19 protein-coding genes are annotated in these 19,263 nt (G+C 33.4%); 13 read left to right on the top strand and 6 right to left on the bottom strand.

What is annotated here, in order from left to right:
• Positions 1-10: 10 nt before the first annotated feature.
• Both AD998_14730 and AD998_14725 read right to left on the bottom strand, forming a co-directional pair.
• Positions 11-994, bottom strand: a complete 984-nt coding sequence (locus tag AD998_14730; protein KOY87240.1) for a hypothetical protein — start codon at positions 992-994, stop codon at positions 11-13.
• Between the two features lie 3 nt (positions 995-997).
• Positions 998-2,188, bottom strand: a complete 1,191-nt coding sequence (locus tag AD998_14725) for a hypothetical protein (protein ID KOY87239.1) — start codon at positions 2,186-2,188, stop codon at positions 998-1,000.
• 174 nt (positions 2,189-2,362) lie between these two features.
• Between AD998_14725 and AD998_14720 the strand changes: the two genes are divergently transcribed.
• The 4 genes from AD998_14720 (at position 2,363) to AD998_14705 (ending at position 8,026) form a co-directional block, all read left to right on the top strand.
• Positions 2,363-4,468 carry a hypothetical protein gene (locus AD998_14720; GenBank protein ID KOY87238.1) on the top strand — a complete coding sequence of 702 codons (2,106 nt, stop codon included), beginning with the start codon at positions 2,363-2,365 and terminating at the stop codon, positions 4,466-4,468.
• A gap of 10 nt (positions 4,469-4,478) precedes the next feature.
• Positions 4,479-5,591: a hypothetical protein gene (locus tag AD998_14715; protein ID KOY87237.1), complete on the top strand. Its 1,113-nt coding sequence runs from the start codon at positions 4,479-4,481 to the stop codon at positions 5,589-5,591.
• Positions 5,592-5,866: 275 nt separating this feature from the next.
• Positions 5,867-6,859, top strand: coding sequence for an alcohol dehydrogenase (locus AD998_14710; protein KOY87236.1), 993 nt, complete (start codon positions 5,867-5,869; stop codon positions 6,857-6,859).
• A 69-nt stretch (positions 6,860-6,928) separates the two neighbouring features.
• Positions 6,929-8,026: a carnitine dehydratase gene (locus tag AD998_14705; protein KOY87235.1), complete on the top strand. Its 1,098-nt coding sequence runs from the start codon at positions 6,929-6,931 to the stop codon at positions 8,024-8,026.
• Positions 8,027-8,030: 4 nt separating this feature from the next.
• Here the strand turns inward: AD998_14705 and AD998_14700 are convergent, their stop codons facing one another.
• From AD998_14700 to AD998_14690, 3 genes are read right to left on the bottom strand one after another with little or no spacing between them, the layout of a single operon-like run.
• Positions 8,031-8,423 (bottom strand): hypothetical protein, encoded by a 393-nt coding sequence (locus tag AD998_14700; protein ID KOY87234.1) that lies wholly within the window; start codon positions 8,421-8,423, stop codon positions 8,031-8,033.
• Between the two features lie 30 nt (positions 8,424-8,453).
• Entirely contained in the window at positions 8,454-8,873 is a 420-nt protein-coding gene (locus tag AD998_14695; GenBank protein ID KOY87233.1) for a hypothetical protein, read from the bottom strand.
• A gap of 59 nt (positions 8,874-8,932) precedes the next feature.
• Positions 8,933-9,331: a hypothetical protein gene (locus AD998_14690; GenBank protein ID KOY87232.1), complete on the bottom strand. Its 399-nt coding sequence runs from the start codon at positions 9,329-9,331 to the stop codon at positions 8,933-8,935.
• Positions 9,332-9,448: 117 nt separating this feature from the next.
• Here AD998_14690 and AD998_14685 point away from each other — a divergent pair, with 117 nt between their 5' ends.
• The 9 genes from AD998_14685 to AD998_14645 all read left to right on the top strand — a co-directional run bounded on the left by AD998_14685 (position 9,449) and on the right by AD998_14645 (position 18,780).
• Entirely contained in the window at positions 9,449-10,795 is a 1,347-nt protein-coding gene (locus tag AD998_14685; protein KOY87231.1) for a hypothetical protein, read from the top strand.
• Between the two features lie 91 nt (positions 10,796-10,886).
• Positions 10,887-11,999: a GDP-mannose 4,6-dehydratase gene (locus tag AD998_14680; protein ID KOY87230.1), complete on the top strand. Its 1,113-nt coding sequence runs from the start codon at positions 10,887-10,889 to the stop codon at positions 11,997-11,999.
• Between the two features lie 9 nt (positions 12,000-12,008).
• Positions 12,009-12,935: a GDP-L-fucose synthase gene (locus tag AD998_14675; protein KOY87229.1), complete on the top strand. Its 927-nt coding sequence runs from the start codon at positions 12,009-12,011 to the stop codon at positions 12,933-12,935.
• Between the two features lie 62 nt (positions 12,936-12,997).
• Positions 12,998-14,392: a hypothetical protein gene (locus tag AD998_14670; protein ID KOY87228.1), complete on the top strand. Its 1,395-nt coding sequence runs from the start codon at positions 12,998-13,000 to the stop codon at positions 14,390-14,392.
• A 109-nt stretch (positions 14,393-14,501) separates the two neighbouring features.
• On the top strand, positions 14,502-14,990 hold the full coding sequence (locus AD998_14665; protein ID KOY87227.1) for a hypothetical protein: 489 nt from the start codon (positions 14,502-14,504) through the stop codon (positions 14,988-14,990).
• 25 nt (positions 14,991-15,015) lie between these two features.
• Entirely contained in the window at positions 15,016-15,480 is a 465-nt protein-coding gene (locus AD998_14660; protein ID KOY87226.1) for a hypothetical protein, read from the top strand.
• Positions 15,481-15,678: 198 nt separating this feature from the next.
• Positions 15,679-17,253, top strand: coding sequence for an ATP F0F1 synthase subunit alpha (locus AD998_14655; protein KOY87225.1), 1,575 nt, complete (start codon positions 15,679-15,681; stop codon positions 17,251-17,253).
• Positions 17,254-17,346: 93 nt separating this feature from the next.
• Positions 17,347-18,234, top strand: coding sequence for an ATP F0F1 synthase subunit gamma (locus AD998_14650; protein ID KOY87224.1), 888 nt, complete (start codon positions 17,347-17,349; stop codon positions 18,232-18,234).
• 90 nt (positions 18,235-18,324) lie between these two features.
• A complete protein-coding gene (locus AD998_14645) occupies positions 18,325-18,780 on the top strand; it encodes a hypothetical protein (protein ID KOY87223.1) in 456 nt (151 codons plus the stop codon).
• Here the strand turns inward: AD998_14645 and AD998_14640 are convergent.
• Positions 18,770-19,210 (bottom strand): hypothetical protein, encoded by a 441-nt coding sequence (locus AD998_14640; protein KOY87222.1) that lies wholly within the window; start codon positions 19,208-19,210, stop codon positions 18,770-18,772. The genes AD998_14645 and AD998_14640 overlap by 11 nt on opposite strands.
• Positions 19,211-19,263: the final 53 nt, after the last annotated feature.

Raw genomic sequence — 19,263 nt, 5'->3', positions numbered from 1 at the left:
CTTTTTCTTTTTATTTTATCCAACTTCGTATTTCAGCACTGACTTCTGCCACCGAAATAGCATTGATACAACTACATTGTTCTGTTTTTCGACAATCAGAACAATCTTTATCCAATACCAATACTTTTGCTTTTTTACCTATGGGTTGCCATCGGGCAGGGTGCATAGGTTTAATGGGTGGATAAATGCCTAAAGCATAAATACCCAAAGCCGAGGCAATATGTAAAGGTCCTGTACTACAAGCAATTAAACCATCACAAATACTGATAAACATCATGAGTTCTGTTAAGTTTAACTTGCCTGTAAGGTTATAAACATTTTCTAAACCTAATAATTCAGGTTTTTGAGATTGAATCAAATCTCCTTCTGCTTGTGTGCCTGTTACAAAAAATTGAATATCAGGGTTATTTTGAGCCAATGCAAAATAACTATCCAAATGCCACTCTCTTGCTGAACCTTTCGATTTGGGGTGAAGAATAACATTTAGTTTTTCATGAGAAACCAAACTTTGCAATTCAGGTGTTAAATCAGGTGTTTTGAACCCATACCAGTCTGTAATGAGTGCAAAATTAGGTTCAATATTGAAATCTAAGCCTTCAAGCAATTTAAAATTAAGTTGTGCTTCATGAAGAGGAGAATCTTTTCTTGAGAAATCAATACGTTTATTACAATAGAGCCAATGCCACCAACGATGGCTTGTGCCAATTCTCAAAGGAATTTTTGCTTTTTTGGCAATAGGGGCTAAATCTTGATCAGGAAAAATAAAAATAATGACATCAGCCTGCAAAGAGGCCAATTTTTGAGGGTCTTTTAAAATTTCATCTTTGTCTAAAAACTTATCTACAAACTGACAGGCTTCTATGATGGGGCGTGTATAGGATTTTCCAATAAAATAAACCTCATTTTTGGGGTCTTGTTCTTTCAAAAAACCAGCGATAGGAAGCGTGAGGATTACATCACCCAAATTATCAGTTCTACTCAAAATGATTTTCATACATTACTCATCTATTACAAAAAACTCTACTCGTCTATTCTTCTTTCTGCCTACTTCTGTTTTATTATTTTCGAGGGGTTGCGAAGCTCCATAACCTCTGTAAAACAGCCTATTTTCACTAATTCCATTTTTAATAAGATATTCATGAACAGCTTTGGCTCTGGCATCTGAAAGCTTTAAATTGTCTTCAGGTTTTCCTATTTCGTCTGTATGTCCCGAAATCATAATCTTGATTTCTTTGTATTCATTAAGCAAACGAAGCAATTTATTTAATTCTTTTTTTGAGTTTTCTAAAAGAACGGCTTTACCAAACTCAAACAGTACATTTTTGAGAATAATGGGCTTATTGGGTTGCAAATAACCAAATTCGGTAGGTTCTAATTGCCAAGGCTTTTCAAAACCTGTTAATTCTTTGGGTGCTGTTAGTTTGTAAGGTGGTTGGGGTGGGTCAGCGAGAATAGGGTCAGCAAGAGCATCCAGCCAAACTAAACTCAAATTATCAAAAAAATAATAAGCTCTGTGATAACTAAAACGCTGTTTGTGTTCAGGTTTTTCGTCTATTTTACGAATATCTTTTTTTGAAAAACTACTAAATTCACCCAATGTAATGTATTGTTCATCGCCTTCAGCAACAAGTGTATCTACAATTTTTACCCATTTCTGCTTAGTATCCATAAAATCTGTTTGAATTTGTGGACGAAATTCCAATTTGTCATTCACCAAAACAGGATGTTTACTAAAATAAGCTCCTAATTTGCTCAAAGCAAAACAAGAATATTCTGATAAAGATATATACATGGTAAATATGTATCTATTTCTCGACTTTAAAGGTTCTCGGAGACGAGCTTGGACGTGTTCTCTATAAAAAAGCTCATCAGTATTTTTTTCGGGAGATTCACCAACTCTTACAATAAGTCCCAAATAGCCTTTTCCTTCTTGAGCTTCTAAATTGCCACAAGGATTGTTTTTAGGACTAAACTCTTTACTACATTGATGAAAGTAGTCTGGAGTACAATCTGGAGGGGTTGCCTTCCAATATTTTAAGCCACCAATGCGGACAGATCCAAAAGCATCAGGACAATCCTGATAATCCTCAAAGCTACCATCTATGATAAAATTGGGTGTTTGTTTGGTTTGAGCTTTACAAACTAAAAAAGGGAGAAATAGAAAAATGTAACGTAAAAATATAAGCATAATGTAAAACACTTCTGATAACAAAAATAATGAAAAAATTTACGAGTACAAAGCTTCAGACACGAATAAAAATATTGAATGTATTTTGTTTTTTAGGAAGATGAACAACATTCTCATAAACCAACTTTGCAATTTTTAATTTTTAATTATTAAATTCGCCAAAAAAACAAAATTATGAAGCAGTGTAATCTATTTTTAATCATTATACTTTGTCTATCTCATTCTGTTTGGGCTCAAACTTGCTTTAAAGATGTTGTGCTACAGATAGATACACTCAAGTATTCTCAACAAAAAGATGTACTAAATTATAAAGGAGATAAATTTATCGCATTTGAATATACTTCTGAAAATATGCCATGTGAGGTAAAGTTATACCCCACCAATATGGAGAATATTCAGAAAATAGATATTGCAAACTCATCTGATTTTGACATATTAGATTCTGTTTTTCGTGGACAAGATTATTTTAGATTCAAAATCAGATTTAAAAACTTAAATCAAAGTAAGTTTATAAGTTTGAACTTTACAATCAATCAGATTCCACTTAAAGAAACGACTTGTGAAATTAAATTATTCCCTCATCATAACACCAAAGCAGATTTTTATCCCAAAGATGATGAACTTTATATTGGTGAGGAAAGAGTTTTTGAGTTGCTCTCCAACAACCCTGAAAACATTAGAATAAATCCTATTTTTACAGAAGGAAAAGAAATTAATTACAGAACAGAATATTCTAATCGCCAACTCCGAATTTATTTATTACCCTCTAAATTGGGTGATATGGAGTTTTCTTTGGATTTGTTTACCATCAATCCATATATAGATGAAAGAGGAAAAGTACATTATCAATTACCTACCATCAAAAAGAAGTTTAAGGTAAAAGGCAGTCGTTTGGCTTTTTTAAATACAGAACCAAAGGAAGTTACATTAGATGACAAAGCTCAAAGAGTAGGCATAGAATTTCAAATAGATTATACTCGTCTGCTCGAAATGGAAAAGACATATCGTATTGAAAACCAAGAGAAAGCAGGAGGGATGCTTGTTGCAGAAATTTTCACCCAAAAACTTTTGAGTAATGGAAAAATACTATGTTTGTTAAGACCTTATAGCTTTCATAAACGTACAGACGGTTATTTATACATCAAAAATGGTGATTATCCTGTTTGTATTACCAATTTTAATGTAAATCCTAAAACTATTATTAGTAATATTACCATCTTACATGAAGGTAACAGAAGAGAGACTGTATTTTACCCTGGAGAAACAGTGGAATTAAGGCTCGAAGGGCTTGCTCTAGATAAAACTAAAATTCGTTTTGAAGGCTTAAACGTACTTACTTCCGATTCTCTGATTCGTACAGAAAGCGTACAAACTTTTAAACTGCAAGTACCCTTAAATATTACACTCAAAGAAATAGAAATTTATAATAGAAGCGAAAAAATAGGGCGTTCCATACCTGTCAATGAATACCAGCGTCCACACCAACTTAATTTTGTAAATATCAATTATGGTGCTGGAAAAACTTTGGTTACAGACCTGCCTCAAACAGTTTTACACCCACATATTATTAGAGATATTGAAATATCTTTTAATCCAGAGAAAATAGATGATAACAATAAACTCTTTGGAAAACAGTATGTGAGTGTAGATGTAACTGTTTTCAACGCCAAAGGCGATTTAGTGGAAATTAAGCGTATCAATAATATTTTAGTATGTCCTGCTGATAACTCTCCAAGAGCAGCTTTTTACATAGATAAACAATGCAACAGAACACCTATCAGTCTAAACACAATTTTGGGTAGAAAAACCTATGACTTAGATGGTTGGAGTAAAATAGAAATTGTTTTTAGTCACGATAAAGACAAATATGGAGGTGATGGATTTGTCAAAAAACTAGAATTGATTCTTCAAAGAAAAACCCGTTTCGATACTGAAGTGAGTTTCCCTGGGGGGCTATTAATTAAAAGAGCTGATCAAGCCAATTTTAACCCTTTCGGAGGGATTAGTTTGGCAATTGTTCAACAATTAAGTTTTTATCATCCCGAAAAAATCAATCGATATCGCCCTTATAAAGTAGGAATTGGGATTCTTGCCAACAATGCTTTTAATTTTAGTGCCAATGCTGCCAATAGAGATATAGGGGTGGTTGTGATTGGAAGTTTGTACCCAACTCGCAAAGACGTGAAACTTTCTTTCCCTTTGTATGCAGGCATGGGGTATTTTTTGAGTGCCAAAGCATGGTTTTTCCTCATAGGACCAGGGATTTTTGTGAGTTTTTAAAACCTAAAACATGAAAATAGCCTTCGTTGCCAATACTAGTTGGAACATATACAATTTTAGAGAAAGTTTGGTCAAGTACTTCTTGAGTCAAAACCACGAAGTATATATTTTAGCTCCCAAAGATGAACACACAGAAAAAATACAAAAATGGAATATCCAGTATTTTGAAATAACTTTGGAAAACAAAGGTAAAAACCCTTTGACTGATTTGAAATTTGAAAGACAACTCCGAAGACTCTATAAAGACATCAAGCCTGATGTAGTGTTGCATTTTACTATAAAACCCAATATTTATGGTACATTAGCTTGCAGAAGCCTAAAAATTCCTTGCATCAATAATGTTTCAGGGCTAGGGACAACATTTATTCATAAAGGTTTAAGTTCCAAAATAGCTCATTTTCTTTATAAAATAGCCTTCAAATTTGCTGATAAGGTGTTCTTTCAGAATGAAGACGATTTACAGATTTTTTTAGATAAAAAACTCATTAAGAAAGATAAAACAGGTTTACTCCCTGGTTCGGGAATTAATTTAGAAAAATTTAAACCTGATTTACAAGAGAATAAAAACGCTGAAAAATTTACTTTTTTGATGATTGCAAGGCTTATTTATGATAAAGGTGTACGAGAATATGCTGAGGCTGCTAAAATTGTAAAACAAAAATACCCTGATGTAGAAATACAACTTCTAGGAAACTACGAAAAAGACTCCAAAAATCCCTTGAATATCTCTGAAAATGAGATGGTTTCATGGAGTAATGAAATCAATTATTTGGGAGTATCTTCGGATGTACGTATTTTGATAGCTAAAGCAAGTGTTGTGGTATTGCCCTCATACAGAGAAGGAACGCCACGTTCGTTACTGGAGGCAGCAGCTATGGGAAGACCTTTGCTTGCAACCAATGTAGCAGGCTGTAAAGAAGTGGTAAAACATGGAGAAAACGGACTTTTGTGTGAGGTAAAAAATGCTCAGGACTTGGCTGTTAAAATGATAGAAATGATAGAAATGTCCCCTGAAAAACTTAATCAGATGGGCGTAAATAGCCGAAAACTCACAGAAAATCATTTTGATGAAAAAATAGTCTGGCAGAAATATGAAGAAGCAATTGAGGAGATAAAGGGTTAGAGAAAAGAGAATGGAAAAAGGAAATTAGAGAAAAAAGAGATAAAAGTTGTTAAAAAATAATTGAAACAACTGATATTGAACAATTTAATCATTGTGATTTTTTCAAATGAAAGAGCGTTGGGCAGAAAATTCAGCGAGGGTGGGTAGGCTTGTGCATGGAAGCATTGAATTTTCTTGATTTTTTGGTTCTTTTGTATTAAGACAAAAGAACAAGTCTATTAACTTATCACAAAATAATAAATTTAAATAACCTCTCTAATATATATTAAAAAATCATGAAAGCACTTATTTTGACAACCGAAGAAATTGAAATTCAAAATATAGAAAAACCTGTAGCTCAGGCTGGTGAGGTAGTAATCAAAGTTCAATATGGTTCTTTAAATCGCAGAGACCAATGGGCAAGAGTAGGGCTATACCCTGGGATGACCTACAATTGTGTTTTGGGATCGGATGGTTGTGGAATTGTGGAAAGTGTGGGGGATGGTGTAGATGCTTCTTGGATTGGACAGGAAGTAGTTATCAATCCTAATCAGAATTGGGGAGAAGACCCAAGACATCCCAATTCAAAAACTTATACGATTTTGGGAATGCCTAAAAACGGAGTTTTTGCAGAATATGTATGTGTACCTGTGGATAGAATTCATAAAAAACCTACATACCTGACTCCAAAAGAGGCTGCTGCTATTCCATTGGCTGCCCTGACAGCCTACAGAGCTTGTTTTTATAAAGGAAATATCCAAAAAGGAGATCATGTACTGGTTACAGGTATTGGAGGAGGTGTGGCTCAATTTGCTGCTCAATTTGCAATGGCACAAGGAGCAAAAGTATGGGTTACTTCGGGTAGCGATGAAAAACTTTCAACCATGAAAACCAAGTATTCTATTACTGGTGGGGCAAATTATAAAAAAGAAGACTGGCAAAAAGACTTACTCAAAGAATCGGGTGGTTTTGATGTAGTAATTGATAGTGCAGGTGGAAGTGATTTTAATTTGCTCTTGAAAACCCTTAAACAATCTGCAACCCTTGTATTTTATGGAGCTACATTGGGTAGCGTGAAATTAGATATGCCTCGTGTGTTCTTTGGGCAATATACCATCAAAGGTACAACCATGGGCAACGACCAAGAATTTGCAGATATGCTTGCATTCATCGAAAAACACCAAATACACCCTATCATAGACTCTGTACGCCCTTTTAAGCAGATTGTAGAGGCATTTAATGATATGCGAGATGGCAAAATTTTCGGAAAAGTGGTGATAGAGATGTAGGAAAAAAAGGTTCTATCTAAATGTTTTAAACATTTGAATAGACTTTTCGCAAAAATAATTAATATTATAATGTATTTAAAAAATATTCGTGTCATAGAATTGGCTTCGGTACTAGCTGCTCCAAGTGTGGGGCAGTTTTTGGCTGAATTGGGTGCTGAGGTTATCAAGATAGAAAATCCGCTTACAAAAGGAGATGTAACTCGCAGTTGGAAACTCGCTTCCGAAAATCCAGAAACAACGGTTTCAGCTTATTTTTCGTCTGTAAACTGGGGAAAAACATCTGTGTGCTTGAACATTCAGAAGAAAACAGACTTAGAACGCCTCTACAAAATGGTAGAACAGGCAGATATTGTACTAGCAAGCTATAAACCCCAAGATGCCGAAAAACTGGGAGTAGATTATGAAACATTGTCTAAAATAAACCCACGCCTCATTTATGGGCATATTACAGGCTACGGCAACGATTTTGGAAAAGTAGGTTATGATGCGATTATCCAAGCCGAAGCAGGTTTTATGTTTATGAATGGCGAACCCGATAGCCCGCCTACTAAAATGCCTGTGGCTCTTGTAGATGTACTGGCTGGACATCAGCTCAAAGAAGGTATTTTGCTTGCATTGCTGGGGCGTATACAGACAGGTGAAGGGGCATACATTGAGGTTTCACTGTTCGACTCGGCTGTTTCGGCTCTTGTCAATCAGGCTACCAACTGGCTCAATGCTGGGCATACGCCTGTTCGTATGGGTAGCGAACACCCCAATATTGTGCCTTATGGAAGTATTTTTATGACCAAAGACGAAAAACTCATTACACTGGCAGTAGGCACTGATAAGCACTTTGCCATGCTTTGCGATTTGCTTGATATTTCGGAATTAGCTGATTCTGAAAAGTTTGCCACCAATGCACAAAGAGTAAAAAACAGAAAAGAGTTACTGCCAATTCTCAAAGAAAAAATAGCACTTTGGGATAAAAACACCCTTCTTGAACGTTTGGAAGACCTAAAAATACCAGCAGGAGGGATTAATACCATGCCAGAAGTCTTTGAAATGCCTTTTACCAAAGAATTGATGTTTAAAACTCAAAATTTAAAAGGTATCAGACAATGGGTTGGTAAAATTAATGGAAAACGAGGCGTAGAGCCTCCAGAGCCTCCAGCTTTGGAGTTGTAATAGACTATTCAGAGATTTCTCTTAGTATTAGTTCTGTTTTAGTGATTTTTACAAGTTCAAACTTGGTTCTTTTATTGATAGGAATGGTGATGTTAAAAGTATTAAGTTCTTTATTGTATGACCACTTTCCTTTTGATTTTTTTTGATCATAAATGCATCCTCCATTGTATGTGTATAAAAGCTTACCTTTTTTGTTTATTGTGATTTGTTCTCCTAGAGGGATGATGTTTTCATTATTTCTTTCAAATACTAGAGTGTTGTTTGGATTATTATAAGTTTTCACCCATGATCCAATTAAGCTTTTAGGGACATTTTTATACAGATTAAGACTGTCTTGTCCTTTTGTTTCAAAGCTACCAAAAACTATAATGATGATGATTTGGAAGAGTTTGTTCACTTTATTGATTTGTTAGTAGATGCCAGAATGTTAAAACTGGATTTCTTTTGACCATATTTCTGAAGTTCTTGTCATTTTTGTTTCAGGAATTTCTACGCAAAGAAACCCAATCTTAAATTTAGAAATCTCTCGTTTAGCTTTTTTGACTTCAATTGTAAATGTTTTTGATTTTCCCGCAGGAAGTTTGACAATTTCGGAGCTGTTTTTATCACATGGAAATTTGAGAATTACTAATTCATCATTGTTGGTAACGAATAATTCTGTGTTTGAGCAAGACCAAGTTAGAAATTTAATTTCCTTGTTTGATGTATTTTTCACTCTTAAAATGATTTTTTGAGTCATCGAATCTATAGCCACCGTTCGGGTTATCAAAAGGCTTAAATTAGGATTTTCGACCTTGCTGAAATTCAAAGAGAGTGCAACAACAAAAAACAAAACTATATTTTTCATAGGATACACTTTACAAGCTTTCTGTTAGCAACTAAATAGATAATATTTTTTAATATTATCTAACCCAAAAACTTCGCTTTGAGTTCTGGAGTAGGAATCATACATTCTGTTTTTTTGCCAAACCATTTATAACGATTTTTAGCAAGGGTATTATAAACACCATCCCTCATAAAACGAGGTACAATCCAAAAAACTTGAAAAATCTTCCAAAATCCACCCAAATAAGAAATTACTTTTAAGGCTGCTGATGAACGCAAATAAACTTGGTCGTTCACTATCAACACAAAAGAATTAAACTCATTGGTGGGTAAATTAAATTTTTGGAGTAATGTTTGCCCTGCTTCTGATTGTAAGGAAGCAAAACGAAGAATATTTTTTTTGTCATTTCTAATAAAAAATTGTACAGAGCTATTGCAAAGGTTACAAACTCCGTCAAATAATACAATAGGATAATTCATGTTGAATATTTGTTTTATAAAAAATATGATAGTATTTTGGAATAAATATTTAGATTAAAACAATTTTTTAGGGAAATAAGTTGTATGAATAATTATTAATAATGAGATACTCAATCTATGTATATATTTACACTATATAAGAAAAAAATAAAAGAATTAGCTTTAGAAGAGTATATACTAATTAGAATCATAGAGATAGCAATTATAATGGATTTTTTAGTCCTCTTATTCAATAATTTTGCAGCATCTTTCCAAGCCACAACGCTAAATTTTATTTTTCTTATTTGCTTATTGGGTTTGTATTATATTGCTTTGTTTAAACATTGGCTGAACATTGCTCTTATTGGATTTATCTTATGTCTTGTTTTACTACTAACTTTTGCATGGTTTTTTAACCATGGCATTCTTGGAGACGCAGCATACTTTTTTATTAGTATGACCATTGCCTTTAGTATAATATTAAAAAATAAAAATAGAATACTTATACCAATTGGTGTTTTAATCTTGTTTTTAGGATTAGTTGTATTAGAATGGTACAATCCAACATGGGTTATATTGTATGAAAATGAAATATATCACAAATGGAACATGATCTTTTCTATTTCATTAAATATTATTCTTGTTTATAGTGTGGTAAATATACTTAAAAAAGAATATGAAGCTAATCGTAAAAACTTAGAAAAAACTAGTAATGATTTGAGTGAAAAGAATAAAATTCTAGAGGCAAGTGAGTCAACATTACATTCGCAGAATGAAAATTTACAACAATTAAATCAGGCTAAAAACCGACTTTTTTCTTTGATTTCCCACGATTTACGGAGCCCTTTAGCAGGAACTCAAGGCTTAATAGAACTTGCCTATAAAGGTGATTTCCCCGTTGAAAAAATCAAAGAATTACTACCAGAAATGCATCAAAGTCTTTCTTATACAGTTTCACTTTTAGATAATTTGTTGTTTTGGTCTAAAAGCCAGTTGTATTCTTATGAGCCTGAAATTAAGGAATTGGATATAGCTGAAACTGTTCGAAAATATTTTTTGCCTAATTTACAAATCATGGCAAAAGATAAGCAAATTAAAATTACACTTGATTTTCAAATTCATCATGCTTTGGGTATGATAGACTATAATATACTTGAAATTGTTTCAAGAAATGTTTGTTCAAATGCTATTAAATTTAGTCCAAATAATTCAGAGATTAATATTATTTTAGACAACTATGACGATTTTTTAAATCTGAAATTTATAGACCAAGGAGTAGGCATGAATCCCCACCATATTGATAAAATCTATAAAGGAGTTTTGTTTAGTACCAAAGGTACAAGCAACGAAAAAGGTGTAGGAATTGGCTTAAATCTTTGTCAGGAATTACTTCAAAAATGTAATGGCTCTCTTGAAATTCAAAGCGAAATGGGTAAAGGAACAACTGTAATAGTAAAAATACCTAAAGCTAGACTTAAACAATAAAAAAAATAATCACTTCATACGAAATTTTCTATTCTTAATATAATTCATTAAACTTGCGGAAAAAATAAACATAGAAAGAAAAAAATAAAATATGAAAGTAGCCTTAATTACAGGTATTACAGGGCAAGATGGAGCTTATCTTACTAGATTACTTTTAAAGAAAGGATATCAAGTTCATGGTATCAAGCGTAGAACTTCTTTGCTTAATACAGATAGAATTGATGATATTTATCAAGATCCACATGAACAAAACCTTCGTTTGAAACTCCATTATGGAGATCTTTCAGACTCAACCAATATTATTAGAATTATTCAAGAAGTACAACCCGACGAAATATATAATTTGGGTGCCATGTCGCATGTTCGTGTAAGTTTTGATGAACCCGAATACTCTGCTGATGTAGACGGCATAGGTACTTTACGTATCTTGGAAGCGATTCGTATTTTGGGACTTACCAAAAAAACAAAAATATATCAGGCTTCTACGTCTGAATTGTATGGTTTGGTACAAGAAGTTCCACAATCAGAAAAAACACCATTTTATCCACGTTCTCCGTATGCAGTTGCTAAAATGTATGCCTACTGGATTACAGTAAACTACCGAGAAGCTTATGGGATGTTTGCTTGTAATGGAATTTTATTCAATCACGAGTCGCCATTGAGAGGTGAAACATTTGTAACTCGTAAAATTACAAGAGGTACAGCTAGAATAGCATTGGGTTTACAAGATAAAATTTTCTTAGGAAATTTAGATGCCAAAAGAGATTGGGGACATGCCAAAGATTACGTAGAAGCTATGTATCTCATGCTTCAACAAGAAAAACCTGAGGATTTTGTTATTGCCACAGGGCAAACAACACCTGTAAGAGATTTTGTAAGAATGGCATTTGAACATGTAGGAGTTACATTAGAATTTAAAGGAGAAGGAGAAAATGAGGTAGCAGTGGTAGTAGCTTGTAATAACCCTGAATATCAAATACCTGTCGGAAAAGAAGTAATTGCTATTGATAAACGTTATTTCAGACCGACAGAAGTAGATTTACTGATTGGAGACCCTACCAAAGCCAATACAGTGCTTGGTTGGAAGCCCAAACATACACTCCAAGACTTGGTAACAGATATGATGCAATCTGATTTGGACTTATTCAAAAAAGATTTGTACCTGAAAAAAGGTGGACATGACGTGAAAAACTACTTTGAATAATACCTAATTATGCAGAAAGATAATAAAATTTATATTGCAGGACACAGAGGAATGGCTGGCTCTGCAATTCTTAGGAAATTAGAACAAGAGGGGTATACAAATATTGTTTATAAAACATCTCAGGAGCTAGATTTGCGTAATCATCAGGCTGTTGCGGATTTTTTTACTCATGAAAAACCTGAATATGTATTTTTGGCTGCTGCCAAAGTAGGTGGAATTCTTGCCAACAATACTTATAGAGCTGATTTTATCTACGAAAATATCACTATTCAAAACAATGTAATTCATGAAGCTTATAAAAGTGGTGTAAAAAAATTACTCTTTTTAGGCTCTTCGTGTATTTATCCAAAATTTGCCAATCAGCCTATCAAAGAAGAATATTTGCTAACGGGTACACTCGAATACACTAACGAGCCTTATGCTATTGCAAAAATTGCAGGAATCAAGATGTGTCAAGCCTACCACGACCAATATAGCTGTAACTTTATTTCTGTGATGCCTACCAATTTGTATGGCAAGGGAGATAATTATGATTTACAGAATTCGCATGTAATTGCTGCTCTGATTCGTAAATTTTGGGAAGCTAAACAAGAAAATAAGCCATCTGTAGAGATTTGGGGGACAGGCTCTCCAAAAAGAGAATTTTTGAATGCAGATGATTTGGCAGATGCTTGTTACTTTTTGATGCAAAATTACAATAGCCCAGAAATTGTAAATATTGGTACAGGAGAAGACATTTCTATCAAAGATTTGGCTCTTCTTATCAAAGAGATTGTTCAATATGATGGAGAACTCAAATTTGATACATCTAAACCTGATGGAACACCTCGTAAACTCTTAGATGTAAGTAAATTGAATTCTTTAGGCTGGAAACACAGAATCGAATTGAGAGAAGGTATCCAAAAAACGATTCAAGATAAATTTGAAAATAATTAACAAATATTTAACATAAGCTACATTGATTCAATGTAGCTTTTTTCTTATTTTTATAAGAAATGATGAAAGAAAATAATGTATGGAAAGAAATTGAAAAGTTCGATTTCGACTCACCACCATCCGAATATGGATTTTCAGTTAGATTGGCTTATGAAAATGGATGGTCTTTGAATTTTACACAGAAAGCCATTGAAGAGTACAAAAAGTTTATGTTTTTAGCATCCATTTCAAAAGAAATGGTTTCGCCTTCGGAAATAGTAGATACGGTCTGGCACCAACATCTACTATTTTCTCATTTTTATGCCAATTTCTGTCAAAAATTAGGGAAATGGATAGACCATGTACCTTCAACACATCAGGCTTCGGAAAAACATACATTTGTACAAGCCAAAAAACATACAAAAGAGCTTTATCGGGAGTATTTTGGTGAAATGCCGAAAGATATTTGGCAAAACAATTCGATTTTAGAGGATTTTAGAAAAAATACGAAAGCAAAGATTTCGAAGCAACAAATTGATATTGTTGCTTTTTTTATGTTTATACTACTTTTCTATCCTTTCAGAAAATTACTGGAGCCTGTTCTTTTAGAGATACCAGGCACCAATTTTCTATTTATATATCCAATATTGATAGCCTTTGTAGGAATAGGTTTGTGGATTTTTACAAGTAATTATTTTCAGAAAAGTATAAAGGATATCATGCCTAAAATACTTCTTTTACAAAATCTGCATCCTTTAGAACTGATTTATATGCAGAAAAGAAAATTGGAGTTTGTAATTCATGCAATTACCAATGAACTCTTCAGAAAAGACTGTATTCAAATAAATAATCTCAATCGCTTGGAAATTACTGATAAGCAAGTTGATAAGACATTTTTTGAGCAAATTATTTATAATTATATTCATGAACAAAAAGCTGTTTATTATACAGATTTGATGAACAACTTTATTTATCAACCTGTTTTTACACAAATTTCGAAGTTTGTAGATGATTTTGATAAAGCAGTTTCTTCTTCAAAAATATATCTCAATTATCATCTAGTTAAATTGACTGCATATTATATCACTTTCTCAATTGGTTTATCAAGATTTTTTTTAGGAATAGAAAGAGATAAACCTGTAGGGTATTTGATGGGGATGTTGATACTTTTTTTAATAATTAGCCATTTTTATAACTTATATCTCAATGAAATCTTTGTGTCTAAAATTATTCCCAATAACTACTGTATAAAAGAAAAGCATACATTAATAAGCCTAGATAGCTCTAAGTATTTGGGCTGGGAATATTTAACTATGGGCCATGCTGTCATTGTAAGTAGTTTTGCTCCTATAATTACATTTTATAAACACAAGCAAAATGAAGATGGATCCAATGCAAGTAGTTGTGGTTCAGGATGTAGCAGTGGTGGAAGTTGTGGTAGTAGTTGTGGAGGTGGCTGTGGTGGTTGTGGAGGATAGAATAATATTTAAAGGCTGTTAGGAAAATCTTTTTTTTGGCACTAAGTTTGTCTTACAACTCAAAAAAATTAACATAAATTCAACATCCATGAAAAAGACCCTACAAGTGATGCTTTGTGTTGGAATACTATTTTTCACATGCAACCAAGCTGAAGCTCAAAAAAAGAAAAAGAAGAAAGATGTAGCTGAAAAAGCTACTGTAGTTACTCCAACCGAAGACTTAAAAAGCCTTATTCAAAGGAAATGGCAATTGGATGGAGAATTTTTTAAAGCTGAAATGAAAAAAGAAGCAGAAAAGTTAAAAGCTACAAATCCGGAAAAAGCTGCTGAAATAGAATCGCAGATGGATATGGTAGTGGGTCTTGCTTCTTCTATTACAATGGAATTTAAGGTAGATGGTAGTATGGAAATGGGAGCAATGGGACAATTGGAAAGCGGAAAATGGACTTTAGACGAAAAAGCAAAAATCTTGACCATGATTGATGCTAGTGGTAAAGAGTCTAAATTAAACATCAAAGAAGCCTCTAAAGATAAATTAATACTTGAAAACCCTACAGATGAAACTATGAAAATGCTTGCTTTAGTCCCTGCCAAATAATAACACGATGAAAAAAATCTTACAAATGATTCTTTGTGTTGGGCTTATGCTCTCCACAATTAATCAAGCAGAAGCTCAAAAGCTAACTAAAAAGGAGAAAAAAGCTCTTGCTAAAACACAAACTCTTTTGCAAAAAAAATGGTCTTTTGATGTGGACTTCCTAAAAGGTGAAATGCAAAAAGAGGCTGAAAAACTTAAAGCTACAAACCCTGAAAAAGCTCAAGAGATTGAAAGTCAGATAGAAATGGTTGCCATGCTTGGAGGTATTACAATGGATTTTAAAGCAGATGGTATCATGGAGATGGGTATGATGGGACAATCAGAAAAAGGAACTTGGAGTTTAGAAGATAAAGGAAAAGTTCTTATTATGACAAATTCGGGAGGCAAACCAGATAAGTTAAATATCAAAGAATTAACAGAAAAAAGATTGGTATTGGAAAATCCCACAGACGAAAACATGAAATTGATAGCTCTAATACCTGCTAAGTAAAATTTAGATAGAAGTAATTATTAAAGCACTCAAAAAATATTTTTTGGGTGCTTTATTTCATTTAATGGGCATTTAGTTAAAAGTTTGATAAAAATCATAAAAAAAAATCTTTCAGAATAAATGAGTTATACAAAGAATTACTATTTTTGTGGCTGATTTATTTCGTTTATTCCATTCTAAACTGATTGATAAAGTTTTATGAACATTAACGTAAGACCTGACGAAGTTTCTGCAATTCTCAGAGAACAACTTTCTAACGTAAAAACAGAAGCCGAATTAGAAGAAGTAGGTACAGTTCTTCAAGTAGGTGATGGCGTTGCCCGTATCTACGGACTTACCAAAGTACAAGCTGGTGAGTTATTAGAGTTTGAAAATGGTGTAAGAGCCTTAGCTTTAAACTTAGAAGAAGATAACGTAGGTGCTGTATTGATGGAAGCTGGTGAGGTGAAAGAAGGCGATACTGTACGTCGTACCAAAAAGATTGCAAGTATCAAGGTTGGAGAGTCAATGCTTGGAAGAGTTGTCAATACTTTAGGTCTGCCTATTGACGGAAAAGGTGATTTGCTAGGTGAGCTGTTTGATATGCCTTTAGAGCGTAAAGCTCCTGGGGTAATTTATCGCCAGCCCGTAAATGAGCCTCTTCAAACAGGTATCAAAGCGATTGATGCGATGATTCCCATTGGTAGAGGTCAAAGAGAGCTTATCATTGGTGACCGTCAAACTGGTAAAACAGCTATCATCATTGATACAATCATCAACCAAAAAGAATTTTACGATAGAGGAGAGCCTGTATATTGTATCTACGTAGCTTGCGGACAAAAAGCATCTACAGTAGCTCAAGTTATGAGAGCTTTGGAAAAAGGTGGAGCTTTGCCTTACACTATTGTTGTAGCTGCTACAGCTGCTGACCCTGCTCCAATGCAATTCTTTGCTCCTTTTACAGGTGCAGCTATTGGCGAATTCTTCCGTGATACAGGAAGACCTGCTTTAGTGGTATTTGATGACCTTTCTAAACAAGCTGTTGCGTATCGTGAGGTATCTCTTCTTCTTAGAAGACCTCCAGGACGTGAAGCTTACCCAGGTGACGTTTTCTACTTACACTCTCGTTTGCTAGAACGTGCTGCTAAAATCAATGCTTCTGATGAAGTGGCAAAGAATATGAATGACCTTCCTGAGTCTTTGAAAGGCAAAGTGAAAGGTGGTGGTTCATTGACTGCATTGCCTATCATCGAAACACAAGCTGGTGACGTTTCTGCTTATATTCCTACCAACGTAATTTCAATTACAGATGGTCAGATATTCTTGGAATCTAACTTGTTCAACGCAGGTATCCGTCCTGCTATCAACGTGGGTATTTCGGTAAGCCGTGTGGGTGGTAACGCTCAAATCAAATCTATGAAGAAAGTAGCGGGTACATTGAAACTTGACCAAGCTCAATTCCGTGAATTAGAGGCTTTTGCTAAATTTGGTTCTGATTTAGATGCTGCAACCAAACTAGTTATTGATAGAGGTAGAAGAAACCTTGAAATCTTGAAACAACCTCAATATTCTCCAGTGTCTGTAGAAGACCAAGTAGCAATTATTTATGTAGGTACACAAGGTTGCTTGGATAAAGTACCTGTGGATAAAGTAAAAGAATTTGAAAAAGAATTCTTACGCATGATGCGTGCTGAACATAAAGATGTACTTGCAAACCTTCAAAAAGGTAAATTTGAAGATGCAGATACAGCCAAAATGAAAGAATTGGCTTTGCGTTTAGCAAAAAATTATTAATAAAATTATGAATTATGAGTGATGGGTAATGATTACTCCATCACTCTTGATTTACTACTCATAATTTATCATTTATAATTCGTCATTTATAAGATGCCTTCACTTAAAGAAACCCGTAATAGAATCGTATCTATCAACTCTACACAGCAAATCACCAAAGCAATGAAAATGGTGGCTGCTGCCAAATTGCGTAGAGCTCAAGAGGCTATTACTCAGATGCGTCCTTATGCTCAGTCATTAAATAAAATATTAGGCAATCTTTCTTCTAATTATGCTGGCGAAATAGAAAGTCCTTATTTACAAGAAAGACCAATAGAAAAAGTTTTGTTAGTGGTTCATACTTCTGATAGAGGTTTGTGTGGTGGATTTAATAGCAACATTCAGAAATATGTTATCCTACTTCTAAAAAATGAGTATAAAGCTCAATATGAAAAAGGAAATGTACATTTACTTTGCATAGGTAAAAAAGCTGCTGAATTCTTCAAAAAACGTAATTATACTGTTATAGGCGAAGAATTTACTAATATTTTTACTCGTTTAAGCTTTGATGCAGTTAAAGAAGCAGGGGAGTTTATCATGAACTTATATGCTGAAAAACGTTATGATAAAGTAGCACTTGTTTACAATGAATTCAGAAACGTAGCTACGCAGGTATTATGCCAAGAGCAATTTTTACCTTTATCTTCTGAAAAGAAGATAGAAATAGCTAAAAATAGTTCAACAGACTATATCTTAGAGCCTTCGGCAGAAGAAATTATTACAGAGTTGATTCCTAAATCGTTGAAAGTGAAGCTTTACAAAGCTGTTTTAGAATCTAATGCTTCTGAACATGGAGCAAGGATGACAGCTATGGACAAAGCAACTGACAACGCTAACGAAATCTTAAAACAATTGCGTTTGGAGTACAACCGTTCTCGTCAGGCATCTATTACCAAAGAAATCTTAGAGATTATTGGTGGTGCTGAAGCCTTGAATAATTAAGATGTTTAGAAATATTGATAATAAAAAAGCCCTTGAATTTCAAGGGCTTTTTGCTTTGAATATGCTTATATTTCCTACTAAAATTAACTTATGAAGTGGCTCTTTTTTTATCTAATTATATTAGTCCCGTCTAAAATTTTAGGGCAATGTTATGAAGAAATTTCTTCCAGTACAATCTATATAGCAGAAAAGAAACTTTTTAGTAAAACAAAAGAAATAGTAGCACAAGAAATATCAGATTTACTAAAAAAAGCAAAGTTAGGTAATCGAGATACGAAATATAAAATGTATCATTATAGAGTTAAAATAGATTCAAAAGGAAATATTAAGGATATATTCTTTTTTAAAACAAAGAATATAAATAAAAAAATAGATATGTTATTAAAAAATTATATTCAAACATTAGTCCCTTTTAGACAATCTGCATATATCAATGATAAAGGCGAAAATATCTCTTTTATTGAGTCATTTTCTATATATATTCAAATAGAAGAAAATGGAATAACTCTTAAATTACCTTCTCAAGAAGTAATAACTATAAACTAAGAAATTCAGCTTTTTCTCCCTTTTTGCCATACACAAACCAAGTAGTATCATTTCCTTGAGCCAAGAAATTTTTGATTTGCTCAAACTCTACATTGACTATAATAATACCTCCCAGACTACCTACACCAAATGTATTGGATTCAAATCCTGCCATGTAATAACGCCATTCGTTGTTACTTGCATCTGTGAGCAATTTCATAGATGCATCTTCATTTCTATCTAAAAATGCCCTTTCCGATTCAGCATCTGTATAACTCATATTATCATCAAAAATATCATAAGAAATAAAAAAGAAATTGGAAGCATTGTCTTTAGAGTTAAGGAATTTATCCATTGTAGCACTGGTTTTGCCCAATTCGATAGAGGCATCAACACCAGGAGCAAAAACTGTAAAAGCCCCATTTTGAAGGTAAGCAAGTAAATCAGCCATAAGAAAATTTGAATTATAAAGATTGAATGATTATTGCCTAAAATTAAATGGAA

This window comes from bacterium 336/3 (genome assembly GCA_001281695.1).
Classification (GTDB): Bacteria; Bacteroidota; Bacteroidia; order Cytophagales; family Thermonemataceae; genus Raineya.
This window is presented reverse-complemented; position numbering and strand designations above follow the sequence as displayed.